General features: G+C 72.4%; 20 protein-coding genes. 13 read left to right on the top strand and 7 right to left on the bottom strand.

The annotated features are described in order from the left end of the window. The first annotated feature begins 55 nt into the window (after positions 1–55). From IRQ30_RS18300 to pgfA, 3 genes are all read left to right on the top strand, one after another. Positions 56–217, top strand: a complete 162-nt coding sequence (locus IRQ30_RS18300) for a hypothetical protein (protein WP_193607114.1) — start codon at positions 56–58, stop codon at positions 215–217. Next, positions 214–984 carry a methyltransferase domain-containing protein gene (locus IRQ30_RS18295; RefSeq protein ID WP_193614434.1) on the top strand — a complete coding sequence of 257 codons (771 nt, stop codon included), beginning with the start codon at positions 214–216 and terminating at the stop codon, positions 982–984. The genes IRQ30_RS18300 and IRQ30_RS18295 overlap by 4 nt, the downstream gene beginning before the upstream one ends. Positions 985–1,088: 104 nt before the next feature. Continuing rightward, positions 1,089–1,988, top strand: a complete 900-nt coding sequence (gene pgfA / locus IRQ30_RS18290; RefSeq protein ID WP_193614395.1) for a cell envelope lipid trafficking protein PgfA — start codon at positions 1,089–1,091, stop codon at positions 1,986–1,988. On the opposite strand, the gene IRQ30_RS18285 is transcribed toward pgfA, so the two are convergent. Beyond that, the gene (locus tag IRQ30_RS18285; RefSeq protein ID WP_338089781.1) at positions 1,985–2,962 is read right to left on the bottom strand and encodes a class I SAM-dependent methyltransferase; all 978 of its coding nucleotides are present in this window, start codon (positions 2,960–2,962) and stop codon (positions 1,985–1,987) included. The genes pgfA and IRQ30_RS18285 overlap by 4 nt on opposite strands. Before the next feature lie 49 nt (positions 2,963–3,011). On the opposite strand from IRQ30_RS18285, the gene IRQ30_RS18280 reads away from it, so the two are divergent. After that, positions 3,012–3,902: a phosphotransferase family protein gene (locus tag IRQ30_RS18280; RefSeq protein WP_338089780.1), complete on the top strand. Its 891-nt coding sequence runs from the start codon at positions 3,012–3,014 to the stop codon at positions 3,900–3,902. 1 nt (position 3,903) lies between these two features. On the opposite strand, the gene IRQ30_RS18275 is transcribed toward IRQ30_RS18280, so the two are convergent. Further along, positions 3,904–4,554: a MarR family transcriptional regulator gene (locus IRQ30_RS18275; protein ID WP_193614394.1), complete on the bottom strand. Its 651-nt coding sequence runs from the start codon at positions 4,552–4,554 to the stop codon at positions 3,904–3,906. Positions 4,555–4,678: 124 nt separating this feature from the next. On the opposite strand from IRQ30_RS18275, the gene IRQ30_RS18270 reads away from it, so the two are divergent. Genes IRQ30_RS18270 through IRQ30_RS18260 form a run of 3 tightly spaced genes read left to right on the top strand, consistent with a single transcriptional unit; the run spans position 4,679 to position 6,549 of the window. Beyond that, the gene (locus IRQ30_RS18270; protein WP_193614393.1) at positions 4,679–5,224 is read left to right on the top strand and encodes a carboxymuconolactone decarboxylase family protein; all 546 of its coding nucleotides are present in this window, start codon (positions 4,679–4,681) and stop codon (positions 5,222–5,224) included. 51 nt (positions 5,225–5,275) lie between these two features. After that, the gene (locus IRQ30_RS18265) at positions 5,276–5,827 is read left to right on the top strand and encodes a TlpA disulfide reductase family protein (RefSeq protein ID WP_227467789.1); all 552 of its coding nucleotides are present in this window, start codon (positions 5,276–5,278) and stop codon (positions 5,825–5,827) included. Next, on the top strand, positions 5,824–6,549 hold the full coding sequence (locus tag IRQ30_RS18260; RefSeq protein WP_193614392.1) for an MOSC domain-containing protein: 726 nt from the start codon (positions 5,824–5,826) through the stop codon (positions 6,547–6,549). Before IRQ30_RS18265 ends, IRQ30_RS18260 begins: the two co-directional genes overlap by 4 nt. A 54-nt stretch (positions 6,550–6,603) precedes the next feature. Here the strand turns inward: IRQ30_RS18260 and IRQ30_RS18255 are convergent, their stop codons facing one another. Then, a complete protein-coding gene (locus IRQ30_RS18255) occupies positions 6,604–6,807 on the bottom strand; it encodes a cold-shock protein (RefSeq protein WP_134738871.1) in 204 nt (67 codons plus the stop codon). A 455-nt stretch (positions 6,808–7,262) separates the two neighbouring features. On the opposite strand from IRQ30_RS18255, the gene rpsA reads away from it, so the two are divergent. Continuing rightward, positions 7,263–8,750, top strand: coding sequence for a 30S ribosomal protein S1 (gene rpsA, locus IRQ30_RS18250; RefSeq protein ID WP_193607117.1), 1,488 nt, complete (start codon positions 7,263–7,265; stop codon positions 8,748–8,750). Positions 8,751–8,979: 229 nt separating this feature from the next. On the opposite strand, the gene IRQ30_RS18245 is transcribed toward rpsA, so the two are convergent. Beyond that, positions 8,980–9,129, bottom strand: coding sequence for a hypothetical protein (locus tag IRQ30_RS18245; RefSeq protein WP_193607118.1), 150 nt, complete (start codon positions 9,127–9,129; stop codon positions 8,980–8,982). Between the two features lie 93 nt (positions 9,130–9,222). Between IRQ30_RS18245 and IRQ30_RS18240 the strand changes: the two genes are divergently transcribed. Further along, complete coding sequence (locus tag IRQ30_RS18240) at positions 9,223–10,167, top strand: GlxA family transcriptional regulator (protein ID WP_193607119.1); 945 nt, start codon at positions 9,223–9,225, stop codon at positions 10,165–10,167. 89 nt (positions 10,168–10,256) lie between these two features. Then, a complete protein-coding gene (gene coaE, locus IRQ30_RS18235) occupies positions 10,257–10,856 on the top strand; it encodes a dephospho-CoA kinase (RefSeq protein ID WP_193614391.1) in 600 nt (199 codons plus the stop codon). Here coaE and IRQ30_RS18230 read toward each other — a convergent pair. The 3 genes from IRQ30_RS18230 to IRQ30_RS18220 all read right to left on the bottom strand — a co-directional run bounded on the left by IRQ30_RS18230 (position 10,831) and on the right by IRQ30_RS18220 (position 14,716). Continuing rightward, positions 10,831–11,295: a GNAT family N-acetyltransferase gene (locus tag IRQ30_RS18230; RefSeq protein ID WP_193614390.1), complete on the bottom strand. Its 465-nt coding sequence runs from the start codon at positions 11,293–11,295 to the stop codon at positions 10,831–10,833. The genes coaE and IRQ30_RS18230 overlap by 26 nt on opposite strands. Positions 11,296–11,419: 124 nt before the next feature. After that, positions 11,420–12,373, bottom strand: a complete 954-nt coding sequence (locus IRQ30_RS18225) for a sigma-70 family RNA polymerase sigma factor (protein ID WP_193607122.1) — start codon at positions 12,371–12,373, stop codon at positions 11,420–11,422. A 177-nt stretch (positions 12,374–12,550) separates the two neighbouring features. Beyond that, on the bottom strand, positions 12,551–14,716 hold the full coding sequence (locus IRQ30_RS18220; RefSeq protein ID WP_193614389.1) for a S9 family peptidase: 2,166 nt from the start codon (positions 14,714–14,716) through the stop codon (positions 12,551–12,553). Positions 14,717–14,757: 41 nt separating this feature from the next. Between IRQ30_RS18220 and IRQ30_RS18215 the strand changes: the two genes are divergently transcribed. From IRQ30_RS18215 to IRQ30_RS18205, 3 genes are all read left to right on the top strand, one after another. After that, a complete protein-coding gene (locus IRQ30_RS18215; protein ID WP_193614388.1) occupies positions 14,758–15,477 on the top strand; it encodes a LamB/YcsF family protein in 720 nt (239 codons plus the stop codon). Next, positions 15,474–15,998: a DUF4333 domain-containing protein gene (locus IRQ30_RS18210; RefSeq protein WP_193614387.1), complete on the top strand. Its 525-nt coding sequence runs from the start codon at positions 15,474–15,476 to the stop codon at positions 15,996–15,998. The genes IRQ30_RS18215 and IRQ30_RS18210 overlap by 4 nt, the downstream gene beginning before the upstream one ends. A 470-nt stretch (positions 15,999–16,468) precedes the next feature. Further along, positions 16,469–17,062, top strand: coding sequence for a 5-oxoprolinase subunit B family protein (locus IRQ30_RS18205; protein WP_193614386.1), 594 nt, complete (start codon positions 16,469–16,471; stop codon positions 17,060–17,062). Positions 17,063–17,151: the final 89 nt, after the last annotated feature.

Genomic DNA, 17,151 nt, shown 5'->3' with positions numbered 1-17,151 from the left:
GCGGCGCGCGCGGCACAACGCTGCTACGCTGCGCTCACCTAGGGAGGGTGAACACGTGACAGTCTCAAGCATCGCAGCACTCATCGGGTCGCTGATCGTCGGTGGTGTCGTCGGCACCGTCTCGCTCGTCGGAGTGATCAACAGCCAGACGTCGCCGCCGAGCAAGTCTCCGGTCAGCGTCGAGAAGCCGGCCATCGACTACGGCTCGAACAGCTGACGCTGGCGCGCCGGCCCGACGACCGTCCGCGGCGTCGCGCCACGCTGCGCCGCTCCGTCCGGCTCCTGCGGGAGTTCCGGTACGAGCAGCCCGACCCGGCCCGGTTCTACCGCGCCCTCGCGGCTGACTCGGTCGAGCAGCTCGGCGACTACTGCGACCTGCGCGGGGCGCGGCTGCTCGACGTCGGAGGCGGTCCCGGCTACTTCCGCGACGCCTTCGTCGCCGCGGGTGCGACGTACCTCGCCCTCGACGCCGACGCCGGCGAGCTCGCGGGTCTGGGGGAGATCGCCTCCGGCACCGTGATCGGCAGCGGCATGCAGCTGCCCTTCGCCGACGACAGCGTCGACGTCTGCTACTCCTCCAACGTGCTGGAGCACGTCTCCGACCCCTGGCTCATGGCCGAGGAGATGGTGCGCGTGACGCGCCCGGGCGGACTCGTCTACCTCAGCTACACGGTGTGGTTCGGCCCGTGGGGCGGTCACGAGACCGCGCCCTGGCACTTCCTCGGCGGACAGCGGGCCCGCCGCCGCTACCGGCGCGTCCACGGCCACGAGCCGAAGAACCGCTTCGGGGAGTCCCTGTTCGCGGTGACCACCGGCGCGGGGCTGCGCTGGGCGGCGCGCCAGCAGGGCGCGGAGGTCGTCGCGGCGCGCCCGCGGTACAACCCCGGGTGGTCGTGGTGGCTGCTGCGGGTGCCCGTCGTACGTGAGCTGGTGACCTGGAACCTGGCGCTGGTGCTGAGGAAACTCCCGGCCGACGCCAGCTGAGCGTGTGACGTGACTCGTCAGTAGTTATCTGCCATATTGACGCCCCGGCAGCTGTGACATGGGTTACTGTGCCGAAATATTCGTTCCTGGGGAGGGGCACAGCTGTGCGTAAGAATCTTGGCGCGATCCTGCTCGCATTGAGTGGATTCCTGCTGGTGGTCGGGCTGTTGGCGCTCGTGTGGGCACCAGGGCAGGTGAAGAAGCTGCCGCTCGACGTGAACTCCGTGACCCACCTCAGCGGCACCGTGTCGAAGCTCGGCTCGCCGGAGAGCCCGGTCAAGGTGGAGAGCATCTCGAAGGTCGACTCCGACGCCTCCGACGACGAGGTCGCGGTCTGGGTCAACACCTCGTGCGTCGTGATCGACGTCGACGACGCCCCCAACTGCGTCGACGGCACCGACGAGCGCCTCGTCAGCGCGAGCACCGACGTCTTCGCGACCGACCGCGTCTCCGCGGAGGCCGTGAAGGAGTTCGAGGGCCTCCCCGACGACGCGACCACCCACGTGGGTCTCATCAACAAGTGGCCCTTCGAGTCCGAGAAGAAGGACTACGAGTACTGGGACGGCACCGCCGACGCCGCCGTGCCCGCGGTCTACGACCGCACCGACACCCTCGAGGGCGTCGACCTGTACGTCTACAAGATCGACGTCAAGGACGCCGACATCGAGGTCGCCGAGGGCGTGGCCGGCACCTACGACAACTCCATGGAGATCTGGGTCGAGCCCACCACCGGCGCGATCCTTCAGCAGAGCCAGGACCAGCAGCGCTACCTCGAGAGCGGCAGCAAGGTCCTCGACCTGAAGATCAAGTTCACCGACGACCAGGTGAAGGAGAGCGCCTCCGACGCCAAGGACAACGTCAGCAAGATCAACCTGCTCACCACGACGATCCCGATCGTGGCGCTGAGCGCGGGCGTCATCGCCCTCGTCGCGGCCATCCTGCTGATCCTCGGCAACCGTCGCTCCGGCGGCGCCCAGGGCCGACGGGGCTCCGGCACCGTCTAGTCACCGGCTCGGCAGCACACCAGCACTAGTCGTGGGGGGGGGGCCCCCCGGGCGCCCCCCCCCCCGCCCGTCCCGGGGGGGGTCGCCCCCGCCCCCCCCCCCACCCTTCCCGTCCCGGCGTCCCCCCCCCCCCCCCCCCGGGGGCGGCGCCCCCCCCCCCCCCCCCCCCCCCCCACGACTGCCGTTCCGGGGGTGAGTCGCCCGCGCACCGCCGACCAGCCGCCCCACAGCCGGTCGTGCCCCTCGGGCCACTCGGGCTCCAGGAGCGTCGTGATCCGGAAGCCCCGGCCCGCGAGGATCGCGACCCAGTCGCCCAGCGTGCGGTGGTGCTCGACGTAGGCGACCTGACCGGTGGCGTCGTCCACCTCGACGTACGGCGTGCGGTCCCAGTAGGACTGGCTCGCGACGAGACCCGCCTCGGTCGGGTCGTCGGGGAACATCCAGCGGGTGGGATGGGTGATGGAGAACGCGAAGCGCCCGCCGGGGCGCAGGACGCGTGCGGTCTCGGCGACCGCGACCTCGATCTCGCTGACGAACTGCAGTGCCCCGAAGGAGCAGAACACCACGTCGAAGGTCGCGTCCGCGAAGGGCAGCGCGGTGGCGGTGCCGAGCACCGACGGCACCGCGATCCCGGTCTGCTCGTCGAGGCGCCGCGAGTGCTGCAGCTGGCGGTGCGACAGGTCGAGCCCGAACGAGCGCCCGCCGCGGGTGCGCACCCAGCGCGAGCACTGTCCGGCGCCCGACCCGACCTCCAGCACGTCCTTGTCCCGCACGTCCCCGAGGACGCGCGCCTGGTCCTCGGTGAGGCCCTCGGGCCCCCACACGAAGCCGGCGTCGCCGAGGAACTCCCCGTGGGTGGCCTGGTACTCGTCGGCGTAGCGGTCCCAGTCAGGGCCGTTGGCCGCTCGTGACTCCGCCTCGCCGACGGCCCGCCGCTCCACGCGCACCGGGGGGTGCGGCCAGTGTTCTTGCACGCGGTCACGCTACGCCCCCGCATCCTGGGAGGCCTGAGAGGATGGAGGGGTGGACCTCGCCTCGATGACGCCGCTCGCCGGGGGCTGGTCCGGAGAGACCTTCCTCGCCGAGGCGGCCGGCGAGCGCCAGGTCGTGCGCCTCTACGCGCGACCGCGAGCGGGGCGCGAGCACGCCGAGGAGGTCGACGCCGCGCTGCTCACGCTGGTGCGCGGCCTCCTGCCGGTGGCCGACGTCCTGGAGACACGGCGCGCCGACCCGGCCTCGGGCATGCCGGCCCTGCTGGTGACCAGCGTGCTGCCGGGGGAGCGGGGCGACGTCGTGCTCCCGACGCTCGACGGCCAGGGCCTGGCGCGGCTCGGCCTCGCGGTCGGGCGCGTCGCCGCGACGCTGGGCGGCATCGCCATGCTGCGTCCGGGCCGCTTCGTCGACGGCGACCTGACCCTGGCCGAGCTGCCGGGCGCCGACGGACTTCCTGGCTGGGTGGACGCGCACGAGGAGTCGCTCGCGCACTGGACGGCAGCCGAGCTCTCCGGCCTCCGCGCGGTGGCCCGTGAGGCGCAGGACCTGCTCGACACCGTGGCCCGCACCTGCCTGGTCCACAGCGACCTGAACCCCAAGAACCTGCTCGTGGATCCGGCCACGCTCGAGGTCACCGGGGTCGTCGACTGGGAGCACGCGCACGCCGGGCACCCGTTCGCCGACCTCGGGAACGTGCTCCGCCTGGACCGGGACCCGGCCTACGTCGAGGCCGTGCTGGCGGCGTACGGCGAGCGGCTGGGCACGCCGCCGGGCGAGGCGCTGGCGCTGGCCCGCTCGGCCGACCTGTGGGCGCTGGTCGAGCTGGCGTCCCGGCGCGAGGAGAACCCGGTCGCCGCCCGGGCCGACGCGCTGCTGCGCGCGGTCGCCCGCACGGGCGATGCGTCCGCCGCTCCTCCCTGAGTCAGGTCGCGGCGCCGACGGTGCGGGGCTCGTGCTCGGCGCAGTCGACACGCAGCTGCGGGTCGGCGAACGGCACGTCCAGCAGCAGACAGTGGTAAGGGGTCGCCGTCTCGGGATGCGTCGTGTCGTCGAAGAAGCGGCACGTGAGGCAGGTGCGGGCGACGTTGATGACGCCCTCGTCCTGCAGCCCCGAGACGACCTCGAGGACCACGCGCAGGGCGGTCCCCTTCTCGCCTACCTCGAGAGGGGCGAGACGGTCGGCGATGGGCTGGTCCCAGCGGGCCAGGCGCCGCCTGAGGGACTCGCCCTGCTGGGTCAGTGAGAAGACGGAGTTGCGCCGGTCCGCCGGGTCCTGCTGCTTCGAGACCAGCTCCTTGCGACGCATGGTGCCCAGGGCGTCGCTGACCGTGGCCTGGGAGACGTCCAGCTCGATGGCGAGGTCGCTGACGCGCGGGCCCGCCGTCGACTCCAGCTTGAGGAGGAGCTGGAACTGCAGCGGGCTCACGCCCTCGAGGTAGGCCTGCCTCGACAGCATGGTGCGGGCCACGTGGCCCATGCGCTCAAGCGCGCCGGCAAGGCGCTGGTCCAGGTCGTCGGCGGCGAGGCCGTGCGTCGTGGCGTCGTTCGGCAGTCCGCCGTCGGCTGTCGTCACCTCATCCCCGTCGGCTGTGTCCCACATCATGGTTAGGAATCCTAACCGAAGCGTTGACGCCCGTCCCAGGCAAATGCATAGTAGTCCTAAGGGTTATTCGACCCTCTCATCCCTAGGAGCAGACATGGCACGAGTAGCACTGGTCGACCCCGCCGCCGCCACCGGAGCGGCCCGGTCCGTCCTGGACGAGGTCAACGGCGCCTTCGGCACCACCCCCGCAATGTTCAAGGCCGTGGCGAACTCGCCGGCGGCGCTCGAGATGATGTGGGCCGGGTTCGGCGCGCTGGGCGGTGGTCGGCTGGGTGCGCGGCTGGGGGAGCAGGTGGCCGTCCTCGTCGCCGACCGCAACAGCTGCGAGTACTGCCTGGCCGCCCACACGGCGCTGGGACGCAAGGCGGGCGCGTCCGCCGGCGAGATGCGCGAGGCCCAGGCGGGCCGCTCGGAGGACGAGCGCACCCGCGCGGCGCTGGGGTTCGCGGAGAAGCTCGTCCGGGACCGGGCGCAGGTGACGGACGCCGATGTCGAGGCGCTGCGCTCCGTCGGGTTCGACGACGAGGACGTGGTCGAGCTGGTCGCGCACGTCGCGCTCAACCTGTTCACCAACTACGTCAACGTCGCACTCGGGGTGCCCGTCGACTTCCCGACGGTCCCGCTGCTCGCCGACCGGTGAGGCACCCCGTCGCTCCGCCCGATCCGAGAGAGGTCCACGATGATGACCACCATGAGGACCGCAGACCTGACGCTGCACGACTGGGCCGTGGCCGAGTGGCTCGGCGCCGGGTCCGCCGACCTCGCGACCGAGGACCTCGTGGGTCGGGTGGTGCTGGCGGGGGCGTTCCAGATGCTGTGTCCCGGGTGCGTCAGCCAGACGATCCCCCAGCTCACGCGGGTCGCGGCGACGTTCCCGCGCGACCGGGTCGCGGTCGTGGGCCTGCACAGCGTCTTCGAGCACCATGACGCGATGACGCCGCACGCCCTGCGTGCCTTCCTGCACGAGTACGCCGTCGGCTTCCCGGTCGCCGTGGACGCGCCCGCCCCGGACGGCGGCCCGGTCCCGCAGACCATGCAGCGCTTCTCGTTCCGGGGCACGCCGACGCTGCTCCTCTTCGACGCGACCGGGCGGCTGCGGCGCCAGGTCTTCGGTCACCTCGCCGACCTGCAGCTGGGCGCCGAGATCGCCCGTCTGGAGGGTGAGTCGGGATCGACATCCCTCGAGGTCGGGGCCCCGTCCCTGCAGGAGCCCGGTTGTGACGAGAGCGGATGTCGGCGATGACTCCGGGGCGCGAGCAGGAGGAGCAGGACGCGGCGGAGGCCCGGGTCGTGGCGCGGGTCCTGGAGGTCCGCACCGGGCGCACCGGCACGGTCGAGCACCGGGGGCGCTCGGTGCCCACGGCGTTCCGCAAGTCCCCGCGCACGGGGCCCGTGGCGGTCGCGACCCTGGGCCTGGAGGGGGACGAGCAGGCGGACCCGCGCGTGCACGGCGGGCCGGACAAGGCGGTCTACGCCTACCCGGTCGAGCACTACGCCTGGTGGCAGGGGCGGCTGGGCGTCGCACTGGCGCCCGGCTTCTTCGGCGAGAACCTGCTGCTCGAGGGGCTGACCGAGGAGCGGGTCCACCTCGGGGACCGCTACGCGGTGGGCGAGCTGGTGCTCGAGGTGAGCATGCCGCGCCGGCCCTGCTTCAAGCTGGCGGCCGTCCACGACCGACCCGAGCTCCCCGAGCTGCTGCAGGAGAGCGGCCGCACGGGCTTCTACCTGCGGGTGCTCGCCCCGGGGTCGGTGGCGGCGGGGGAGCGGCTGGTCCCCGTCGGCGACCCGGTCACGACGGTGACGGTGCACGAGCTCAACCGGGTGATGAACCTCGACCGGTCCGATCTCGCGGCGGCAGCGGAGCTCAGCGCGGTGCCGCAGGTGCCGGAGCGCTGGCGCCAGAGCCTGGCGCGTCGCCTCGACGGCCACCAGGAGCCGGACGGGCCGCGACTGCGCGGGACGTGAGAGATGCACGAAGGGCCCCGACCGCAGCTGCGGTCGGGGCCCTTCGCGGTGAGATCAGGAGACGCGGACGTTCTCAGCCTGGGGACCCTTGGGGCCCTGGGCCAGGTCGAACTCGACCTTCTGGTTCTCGTCGAGCGACTTGTAGCCGCTGGTCTGGATGGCGGAGAAGTGGACGAACACGTCCTCGCCGCCACCGTCCTGAGCGATGAAGCCGAAGCCCTTCTCGGCGTTGAACCACTTCACGGTGCCCTGAGCCATGATCATTTCCCTTGTTCACGTGTCGGGGCACTGTGCCCACGACCTGCTGAAGACATCCATCTGAGCTGATTGTCCAGCGAACCGAAAACCAGGAGAACGAGATACAAGCCGCGACGTCGTGTGCGGCGAGGACGACACGAGGCCGTCCCTTCAACATCTCCTACGATAGGGCATGCGCTCGCAGTTCGGGTCTTCGGCGCGGCGCGGCGTCGCCCGGATCATTCCGGACGGCCCCCTGGCGGCGTCAGCACGGCGCCCGGTTGGACTCCCGCGGGCGGGCGGGCGTAAACTCGCGAGTTGCGCCTGTTGTCTGCCTGGGTTCCATACGGAGCGGACTCGAGCTCGCTATCACACGCTCCGTCCCGCCTCGCGGGCAGCGGATCCGAGATCGGTAGTGAAAACCGGACTTCCGGCGTGCCCGCACGACATCTGCCCACCAAGGAATTCCTTCCCTTATGACGAGCACCATGATCCAGCCGGACTACGACGCGCCCCAGGTGGCGATCAACGACATCGGGTCCGAAGCAGACTTCCTCGCCGCCATCGACGAGACGATCAAGTACTTCAACGACGGTGACATCGTCGCCGGCATCATCGTCAAGGTCGACCGCGACGAGGTACTCCTCGACATCGGCTACAAGACCGAGGGCGTCATCCCCTCCCGCGAGCTGTCGATCAAGCACGACGTCGACCCCTCCGAGGTCGTCGCCGTCGGCGACGAGGTCGAGGCCCTGGTCCTCCAGAAGGAGGACAAGGAAGGCCGCCTGATCCTGTCCAAGAAGCGCGCCCAGTACGAGCGCGCCTGGGGCACCATCGAGCAGGTCAAGGAGGAGGACGGCGTCGTCGAGGGCACCGTCATCGAGGTCGTCAAGGGCGGGCTCATCATCGACATCGGCCTGCGCGGCTTCCTGCCCGCGTCGCTGGTCGAGATGCGCCGCGTGCGCGACCTGCAGCCGTACGTCGGCCAGGTGCTCGAGGCGAAGATCATCGAGCTCGACAAGAACCGCAACAACGTGGTCCTGTCGCGTCGTGCGTGGCTGGAGCAGACCCAGTCCGAGGTGCGCCACGGCTTCCTGACCCAGCTCCAGAAGGGCCAGATCCGCAAGGGCGTCGTGTCCTCCATCGTCAACTTCGGTGCGTTCGTGGACCTCGGCGGCGTCGACGGCCTCGTCCACGTCTCCGAGCTGTCCTGGAAGCACATCGACCACCCCTCCGAGGTCGTCACCGTCGGTGACGAGGTCACCGTCGAGGTCCTCGACGTCGACATGGACCGCGAGCGCGTCTCCCTGTCGCTCAAGGCCACGCAGGAGGACCCCTGGCAGCACTTCGCCCGCACCCACCAGATGGGTCAGATCGTGCCCGGCAAGGTCACCAAGCTGGTGCCCTTCGGCTCGTTCGTGCGGGTCGAGGAGGGCATCGAGGGCCTGGTGCACATCTCCGAGCTGGCCGAGCGCCACGTGGAGATCCCCGAGCAGGTCGTCCAGGTCAACGACGACGTCATGGTCAAGATCATCGACATCGACCTCGAGCGTCGCCGGATCTCGCTGTCGCTGAAGCAGGCCAACGAGACCGCGACCGCGGCCGACGTCGAGGAGTTCGACCCCACGCTCTACGGCATGGCGGCGACCTACGACGAGCAGGGCAACTACGTCTACCCCGACGGCTTCGACCCCGAGACGGGCGAGTGGCTCGAGGGCTTCGACGAGCAGCGTGCGATCTGGGAGGAGCAGTACGCCAAGGCGCACGCTCGCTGGGAGGCCCACGTCAAGCAGCAGGCCGAGGCCAAGCAGGCCGATGTCGAGGCCGGCGAGGCCACGACGTACTCCTCGGGCGGCGACACCGACGCCGACACCGAGGGTGGCGGCGCGGCCGAGGGCGGCTCGCTCGCCTCGGACGAGGCGCTGCAGGCGCTGCGCGAGAAGCTCACCGGCGGCCAGGCCTGACCGGCTGACCGTGCCCCTCGGGGCACCTGAACGCACCGAAGGGGGCCCCCCCCCCGGGGGGGGCCCCGCGGGGGGGGGGGGGGGGGGGGGGGGGGGGGGGACAACACCCCCCCCCGCCGCGCGCGCGCGGCCGGGCTCCCGGCCCCCCCGGGCCCCCCCCCCCCCCCCGCGGGGCCCCCCCCGGGGGGGGGCCCCCCTTCGGCGTTCTGTCGGAGCGTCGGGGGTGCGGCTACACCACCCGGCCGCGCAGGGCGAGCGAGCCCAGGTCGTCGTGGTGCTCGGCGGTGTTGGCGGGACCAGCGAAGTGGTCGTGACGGGCGTAGCTGACGAGGGCCGCGAGGCCGGCCAGCAGGGCGAGGAGCAGGAGTGCGGTAGTCATGGCAGTAATCATGCGCCGTTCGTGATCCGGCCACGAGTGGCAGAGATGTCACCCTCCGTCGATTTGCTGCCAGATCTCTGCCATGATGGCGTCATGCTGACCAACGTCGCGACGCTCGTCTACGACGGCGTGGCCCCCTTCGAGCTCGGCGTCCTCTGCGAGGCCTTCGGCATGGACCGCCAGGACGACGGGATCCCGCTGCTCGACTTCTCGGTCTGCGGGCCGGTCGTCGGGCGGGTGCCGACCTCGATGGGGTTCTCCATCAACGTCGAGCGGGGCCTGGACCGGCTCGAGGAGGCCGACCTGATCGGCGTGCCCGCGATGCCCCGCGGCGGCCACGTGCCCGACGAGGTCGTCACCGCCCTGCGTCGCGCCCACGAGCGCGGCGCCCGCATCCTGTCGGTGTGCTCCGGCGCCTTCACCCTCGGTGCCGCCGGCCTGCTCGACGGCCGGGAGTGCACGACCCACTGGCGCTACACCACCGAGCTCGCCGAGCGCTTCCCGCTCGCCCGGGTCGTTCCCGAGGTCCTCTACGTCGACGCCGGCGAGATCGTCACCAGCGCCGGCACGGCGGCCGGTCTCGACGCGACGCTGCACATCTGGCGACAGGAGTACGGCGCCGGCGTCGCCAGCGCCGTGGCTCGGCGGATGGTGGTGCCTCCCCAGCGCGAGGGCGGCCAGGCCCAGTTCATCGCCCGGGCGGTGCCCGACTGCCGCGCCGAGACCCTCGGGCCGGTGCTGCAGTGGATCACCGAGCACCTCGGCGAGGACCTCGGCGTCGAGACCCTCGCGCGCCGGGCGCACATGTCTCCGCGCACCTTCGCGCGCCGCTTCCGCGACGAGACCGGCACCACCCCTCACAGCTGGGTCACCTCCCAGCGCGTGCAGGCCGCCGAGGAGCTGCTCGAGCGCAGCGGCGCCTCCGTCGACTGGATCGCCTCCGAGGTGGGCTTCGGCAACGCCGCCACCCTGCGCCACCACTTCACCCGGGTGCGCGGGGTGAGCCCGCAGCAGTACCGACGTCAGTTCGCCTGCTGAGCCCGGCAGCGTGAGCTTCGTGCCGCCGGTGGGGGTGGAGTGACGCCCGCGCGCGGGGGAGCGTGCCACTCGGCGCTAGCGTGACGCCCATGCGAGTGGGACTCACGGGCGGCATCGCCTCGGGCAAGAGCACGGTGTCGGCGATCCTGGCCGAGCTGGGCGCGGTGGTCATCGACGCGGACAAGCTCGCGCGGGAGGTGGTCGAGAAGGGAACGCCCGGGCTGGCCGCGGTCGTCGAGGCGTTCGGCGAGGGGCTGCTGACGCCCGACGGCGACCTGGACCGGCCGGCCATGGGGGCGCTGGTGTTCCACGACGAGGCCAGGCGGCGCACGCTGGAGTCGATCGTGCACCCGCTCGTCTTCGAGCGGATCGTGGCGCTGGAGCAGGAGGCGCCGGAGGGGGCCGTGGTGGTCCACGACATCCCGCTGCTCGCCGAGTCGGGCCGCGCCGACACCTTCGACGCCGTGCTCGTGGTCGACGTGCCGGCCGAGACCCAGGTGGAGCGGATGCTGCGCGACCGCGGCTGGACCCGCGAGGACGCCGAGTCGCGCATCGCCTCGCAGGCGACCCGCGAGGACCGGCTCGCCGTGGCGACGCACGTCGTCGACAACACCGGCTCGCTGGAGGACCTGCGCCGGCGGGTCGAGGAGGTCTACGCCGAGCTCACGGGCTCAGCACGAGCGTCATGAACGTGCTGTGCGGGTCGGGGCGGTAGTCGCCGAACGGCGCGCACTGGATGAACCCGTGCCGGGCGTAGAGCGCCCGCGCCGGCGCGAAGAAGTCGAAGGAGCCGGTCTCGAGGCTGACCCGCGCGACGCCGGCGGTCCGCGCCTCGGCGAGGACGTGGCGCAGCAGCGCGGTCGCGACCCCCTGGCGGGTGCGGGTGGTGGCGGTGCGCATCGACTTCAGCTCGGCGTGGTCGGGCACGAGCGTCTTGAGGGCCGCGCACCCGAGCAGGTGGCCGTGGTCGTCGGTGGCGCTCCAGAACCTCACGTCGGGCGCGCGCAGCCCGTCCAGGTCGAGCGCGTGGCTGCTGCCCGGCGGGGTGACGTCGCGCAGCTGGACGACGTGCTCCTCCAGGAACGCCACGACTACGGGGTCGGCGAGGTCGCCCGGCGCGATCCTCATCGGCGGTCTCCTCTCAACACGCGGCTCCGTCACCGCGCCCATGCTGGCACGCAGACGCCCCCCGGCTCGAGGAGCCGGGGGGCGTGTGGAGCAGCGGTGCTGCCAGGTGCCGATCAGGCGCCGGTCAGGCGGCCAGGTCGGGGTCGCCCAGGCGGCGCAGCTTCTGCAGCGCCTCCCGCTCGAGCTGGCGCACCCGCTCGGCGGAGATGCCGTGCTTGACGCCGATGTCGGCCAACTTGTGCTGGCGTCCGTCGACCAGACCGTAGCGCGACCGGATGATGTCGGCGGCGCGGTCGTCGAGCTGTCCCACGAGGGAGCTCAGGCGCTCGCGCGACTCGACGTCGAGGACCGTGAGGTCCGGGCCGGGGGCGGTCTCCTGGGCCATCAGGTCGCCCAGCGAGGTGTCACCGTCCTCGTCGACGGGGGAGTCGAGGCTGACGTGCTCGCGACCCCAGGCCATCAGGTCCAGCACCCGGTCGACCTCCATGCCGAGCTCGGTGGCGATCTCGGTCGGGTCGGGGTCGCGGCCCAGCTGGCGCTCCAGGGTGCGGCGGGCGCCGCCCACCTGGTTGAGCTCCTCCACGACGTGCACCGGCAGCCGCACGACGCGGGCCTGCTGGGCGATGCCGCGGGTGATGGCCTGGCGCACCCACCAGGTGGCGTAGGTCGAGAACTTGTAGCCCTTGGTGTAGTCGAACTTCTCCACCGCGCGGATCAGGCCGGTGTTGCCCTCCTGGATCAGGTCGAGCATCGGCATCTGGGCGCGGCCGTACTTGCGCGCGATCGAGACGACCAGGCGCAGGTTGGCCGAGATGAACAGGTCGACGGCCTTGCGACCCTCCTCGGCGAGCCACTCGAGCTCCTCCTGCTTCGCGGAGCCGGGGGCGCCACCCTTGCGACGCCCGACGCGACCCTCGGCGAGCAGGTGCTCGGCCATCAGTCCCGCCTCGATCGTCTTGGAGAGCTCGACCTCGGTCGCCGCGTCGAGGAGGGGCGTTCGCGCGATCTCGTCGAGGTACAGTCCGACGCTGTCGCGACCCTCGATCTCACGCGTGACCGTTGCAGTCCGTGCCGCCATGGGGACCCTCCTCACTGCAAGGTGACCCTTCACCCTGCGTCTATCCCAACGCTCCTTGAGGACTGAGGATTCCCGGTCCATCTGTAAGAGCCTTCGTCATGGTTGACGATTCGGATTGCCCCAGAGTTGCGAGGTCGTCGAACTCTCAGGGACTTCTCAGGGGTACCCAGAACTTCCTCAGGCAAGTCCCATCCGGTCGAGGATCCACGCGAGGGAGAAGGCGCGGTCGTGCCACGCCTTGTAGCGGCCCGAGACCCCACCGTGCCCGGCGGACATCTCGGTGCGCAGCAGGACGTCCGGGTCGAGGGCCGTGGCGCGGAGCCGGGCCACCCACTTGGCCGGCTCGACGTAGAGGACCCGGGTGTCGTTGAAGGACGTCTCGGCGAGGATCGGCGGGTAGCGCACCGCCGCCACGTTGTCGTACGGCGCGTAGCTCGCGATGTAGTCGTAGACGTCCGGGTCGGAGGCCGGGTCGCCCCACTCGTCGTACTCGGTCACCGTCAGCGGCAGGCTGGCGTCCAGCATGGTGGTGAGGTTGTCGACGAACGGCACGCCGGCGACGACGCCCCCGAACAGCTCGGGTGCCTGGTTGGCCACGGCGCCGGCCAGGAGCCCGCCGGCGCTGGCGCCCTCGGCGACCAGGTGCTCCGGCGTGGTCCAGCCGGTGTCGACCAGGTGCCGCGCGCAGGCGATGAAGTCGGAGAAGGTGTGCTGCTTGTGCTGCATCTTGCCGCCGTCGTACCAGCGGCGGCCCATCTCTCCGCCGCCGCGCACGTGGGCGATCGCGAACGCGCCGCCACGGTCGAGCAGCGAGAGCCGCGCGATGGAGAAGTACGGGTCGATCGACATCTCGTAGGCGCCGTAGCCGTAGAGCAGGACCGGCACCGGGCCGGTGCCGCCCCCCACGCCCTCGCGGGAGCCGCGGCGGGCGACGATGGAGATCGGCACCTGCTCGCCGTCGTCGGCGGTGGCCCAGAGCCGGTGCTCCTCGTAGTCGGCGGCGTCGTAGCCGCCCAGCACCGGGGTACGCCGGCGCAGCTGCAGCTCGCGGGTCCGCACGTCGTAGTCGTAGACCGACGCCGGGACCGCCATCGTGGTGTAGCCCAGGCGGACGGTGGGCTGCGAGAAGGCCGGGTTGCCGCCCGAGCCGACGGTGTAGACGGGCTCGTCGAACTCCACGAGGTAGTCGTCGGTGACGCCGGCGTCGCCGAGCTCGAGGATCCGGAGCTGGGTCAGGCCCTCGCTGCGCTGGTGGACGACGAGGTGCCCGGCGAAGGCGTCGACGTCCTCCAGCCGGGTGGCGGGGTCGTGGGCGATGAGCGGCTGCCACTGCTCCGCCGGGGTCGGCTCGATCGGCGCGGTGGCCAGCTCGAAGTCGGGTCCGGTGGCGTTGTGCAGCACCAGGAACCGGTCCTCGCCGCTGATGACGGCGTGGTCGAGGGAGTACTCCACGCCCTCACGGCGCTCGCAGAAGACGCGGAAGCCGGCGTCGGGGTCGTCGGCGTCGAGGACGCGGTACTCGGAGGTGATCTTCGAGCCTGCGGCGATCACCAGGAAGCGGTCGCTGCGGGTGCGGCCGAGCCCGACGAAGAAGCGCCCGTCGGTCTCGTGGTGCACCAGCTCGTCCTCGGACTGGGGGGTCCCGAGCGCGTGGCGCCAGATCTTGTCGGCGCGCCAGCTCTCGTCGACGGTGGAGTAGTAGACGTTCTCCCCGGCGCGGTCCCAGGTGACGCCGCCCAGGACGCCCTCGATGACGTCGGAGCGCAGCTCGTGGGTGCCGAGGTCGAGGATCCGCACGGTGTAGCGCTCGTCGCCCACCACGTCGACGGAGTAGGCGAGCAGGGTGCCGTCGGGGCTGATGCTCGAGCCGCCGAGGGAGAAGAAGTCGTGGCCCTCGGCGAGGGCGTTGAGGTCGAGCAGCACCTCCTCGCCGGGCAGCGCGGGCTCGTCGGGGGAGGCGTCCTCGGCGGGGGTCGGCGGGGTCCAGTCGTCGGGGTCGGCCACCGGGACGCGGCAGCTCGCGCCGTACTCGCGACCCTCGAAGGAGCGGGCGTAGTACCAGTGGCCGCGGTTGCGGGTCGGCACCGACAGGTCGGTCTCGCGGGTGCGGGCCTTGATCTCGTCGAAGATCGACTGCCGCAGGCCGGCGAGGTGGGCGGTGCGCGCCTCGGTCCAGGCGTTCTCGGCCTCGAGGTGGGCGACCACCTCGGGCGACTCCTTGTCCCGCAGCCAGTCGTAGTCGTCCACCCGGGTGCGGCCGTGGTGCTCGGTGGTGACGGGACGCGGCGGGGCCACGGGCGGGGCCACGGGCGTGGAGACGGGCTGCTCGACGGGATCGGTCATATCGGGAACGCTATCCAGCCCCTGGATGAGAGGCTCGGCGGGTGGCTGAGCTCCCCGGCACCGTCGACCTCAACGCCGACCTGGGCGAGGAGGTGACCGACGACGCCGCCCTGCTGGCGGTCGTCACCAGCGCCAACGTCGCCTGCGGCTACCACGCCGGCAGCGCGGACATCATGCGGACGGTGTGCGCCGAGGCGGCCCGTCGGGGCGTGGCGGTCGGCGCGCAGGTGTCCTACGCCGACCGCGAGGGCTTCGGGCGCCGGCGCACCGACGTCGCCGCCGAGGTGCTGCGCGAGCAGGTCGCCGACCAGGTGGGGGTGCTGGGCGCGATCGCGGTCTCCGAGGGGACCGCCGTGCGCTACCTCAAGCCCCACGGAGCGCTCTACCACCGCGCGATCGAGGACGAGGTGCAGGCCGGCGCCGTGCTGGCCGGCTCCGGCGACCTGCCGGTGCTGGGCATGCCGGGGGCGCTGCTGCGGCTCGCGACGGGGGCCGGCCGGGAGGTGTGGCACGAGGGGTTCCCCGACCGCGGCTACGACGGCACCGGCCGCCTGCTCCCGCGGGACCGGCCGGGCGCCGTGCTCGACGACGTCAGGGCGGTCAGCGCGCAGGCCCTGGCGCTCGCCCCGCTGGTCGACTCGCTGTGCCTGCACGGCGACGCGCCCGGCGCGGTGGCGCACGCGAGCGCCGTACGGCGTGCGCTCGAGGCGGCCGGGTGGTCGCTGCGGCCCGTCGGGGCACCTGACATCCTCGGCACATGAGACTCCCCTCCCGTGCCGGCGCGGGCCTGGCCTGCCTGGTGGTCCTGACGCTGAGCGCGTGCAGCGCCGACGACGGCACCGCCGAGCGCTACGACGCCGACGAGGTCGCCGGACAGGTCGCCGACGCCCAGCGGGAGGTCGCTCCCCAGTTCGACGTGGAGCGGGGCTCGTGCCCCGAGGGCGAGGAGCTCGCGCAGGGCGCGTCCTTCGACTGCACCGTGGTGGTCGGCGGCGCGGAGGCGACCTACACGGTCACCGTCGAGTCCGTCTCCGACGGCGAGGCGGAGCTCGCCTTCACCTCCGACGAGGCGGTCATGTCGGCGGCGGGCGCCACCGACCTGGTCGAGGAGGACGCGGAGGACCGCGGCTACGACGAGGCCAACGCCTCCTGCGGCGAGACCGAGGTGCTCGTCGGGGAGCCGGGGGACGTCATCACCTGCACCGTCGCCGCCGACGGTGAGCAGTACGACGTCGACGTCGAGATCCTGGACCTCGACGGTGCGATCCAGCTCGTGACCTGAGCCGGTACGTCCTCCACAGGGGAGGCCCGGAGCTGTGGACAGGACCCCGTTCCTGTGCACTCACGGGCCATTCCTGTGGACGAGCCTGTGGGACCGGAAGTTTGTGGGACGAGTTCCCGCCATTCCCTTGCGGGCGGTGGCCGCGGCACCGTAGAACTCTCCTACCAGCTCGGCGCGGACCTCACGGAAAGCACCGGCTGGGGATCGGACAGGAGCGATGACCCGCACCGCGAGGCAACTCGAGGCGTCGGCCCGGTGACGGGGACGGCGGGGTCGGAGCACCCGTCATGATCGGTCGGGCGTCACCGTTTCCGGCCGAGCCGAGGGCCTCTTGATGCTCATACCATCAAGAGGCCCTCACCCTTTGCTGCGCCATCGCGGACCATCCTGGCCGCTCGACGCGCGCCGCGTCACCCCCGCCGCGTGACCACCCGACGACCCCGGAGTGAACATCGCGGCAGACTGGGCCCATGCAGCTGCGCGCGTTCGGTCCCCGGGCGCTGCTCGCGGAGGTGGACGACGCGCGCTCGGCGCTCGCCCTGGCCACGTGGGCCCGGGGCGCGCGCCTCGAGGTGACCGAGGTCGTCCCCGCGGCCGAGACCGTGCTCTTCGACGGGGTGCGCGACGCCGCGGCGCTCCGAGCGGCCCTGGCGGCCTGGGACGGCAGGGCGCACCCGCCCTCCCGGGAGCCGGTCGAGGTGCCGGTCACCTACGACGGCGACGACCTCGGGTTCGTGGCCGAGCGCTGGGGCACCGACGTCGCGGGCGTGGTGGCGCGGCACGGCGCCACGGCGTTCGTGTCGGCCTTCTGCGGCTTCGCCCCGGGCTTCGCCTACCTCACCGGCCTGGCCGAGGCGCTGGCCGTGCCCCGGCTGGACTCGCCCCGGGCCCGGGTGCCGGCGGGGGCCGTGGCGCTGGCGGGTCCGTGGTGCGGCGTCTACCCGACGGCGTCGCCCGGCGGCTGGCGGATCCTGGGCCGCACGTCAGTCCGGCTGTGGGACCCCGAGCGGGCCGAGCCCGCGCTCCTGGCGCCGGGCACGCCCGTGCGGTTCGTGCCGGCATGAGCCTGCACGTGCGCCGGACCGGGCCGCTGGCCACCGTCCAGGACCGCGGCCGGACCGGCCTGGCGCACCTCGGGGTGCCGCGCGCGGGC

The sequence above is a fragment of the Nocardioides lijunqiniae genome (genome assembly GCF_015024225.1).
Lineage (GTDB): Bacteria > Actinomycetota > Actinomycetes > Propionibacteriales > Nocardioidaceae > Nocardioides > Nocardioides lijunqiniae.
Note: the sequence above shows the minus strand (reverse complement) of the source record. Positions and strands in the feature narration are given on the sequence as shown.